The organism is Pseudomonas sp. P4_B4 (assembly GCF_056402255.1).
In genome coordinates, this window is the sequence record NZ_JBFUHS010000086.1 from 1 (window position 1) to 946 (window position 946).

At 65.7% G+C, this 946-nt stretch carries 1 protein-coding gene; it reads right to left on the minus strand.

The annotated features are described in order from the left end of the window. On the minus strand, positions 1-946 hold a 946-nt coding region (locus AC1DVE_RS31150), incomplete at both ends, for a type VI secretion system Vgr family protein (RefSeq protein WP_477784446.1).

The window sequence follows — 946 nt, forward strand, 5'->3', positions numbered from 1 at the left end:
GCCATTTGCTTTCGCGGCCGGCGGGCCAGGTGTCGCGGTCGAAGAGGAACTTGACCCGGTAGCGCCCTTGCATATCGATTTCGGTGTACAGGGGGTTGCTCTGGGGGTGGGTGATGCGTGCCGGCAGGGTGCCGGCGATTTGTGGTTTGGGCGGTACTTCTGGGCGAAAGCACAGGCGCAAGGCGTAGGGCATGGCTTCGAAATCGCAGGTCAGGCTGCGGTCGCGGGCGGCGCGCGTGGTGATCTTTGTGATCACCACGCGGGAGGCGAAGGCCTTGGGGGCGTCGCCGCTGATGGTCAGCACCTGGCCCGGGGCCAGGGTGGCGCTGCTGCTGGTGCCGCTGAGGTGGGTCTGGTTGTTGAGGTAGCGTTCGTGGCGCAGGCGCGCGTAGAAAAAGCCGCTTTCGCTTTGCAGGTCTTCGTCRCGCAGGTGGGACTTGCCGAGCACGCGGTAGGGTTCGGCGTAGTGGTAGGCSTCGCCGTAGGTGTTGTCGGCGACGCCGCGGGTCGTGGCCACGCCGTGGGTGGTGGGCTCGCCGAGGGTCTGGTCGACCTCGCCGTCGAGGTAGGCGCGACTGTCCTCGGGGTGATAGGCGCGTATGCTGACCTGCTGTTCCACCACCCGGTGGCGGGTTTTCAGAGCCCAGACGCTGTCTTCGACGCTGTTGCTGAAGCCCGAGGGCGAGCGCAGCGGCAGTTCGACGTCGAACTGGTAGCAGCGCTGGTCGTCGCAGAACTCGACGACGTCGAAGGCGAGCTCTTCGTGCTGGATGCAGCGGAACCAGATGCCGACGTCGGCCAGCAGGCGGCTGATGAAGGCCAGGTCGCTTTCCTGGTACTGCATTACCTGCTCGCGCTGCGGGTACTCGCGCTTGAGGTTGAAGCGAAAGTGCCCGGTGTCCAGGCCGTGGCGGTCGCGCAGAATGCTTTTGACGATGTCTGGCAC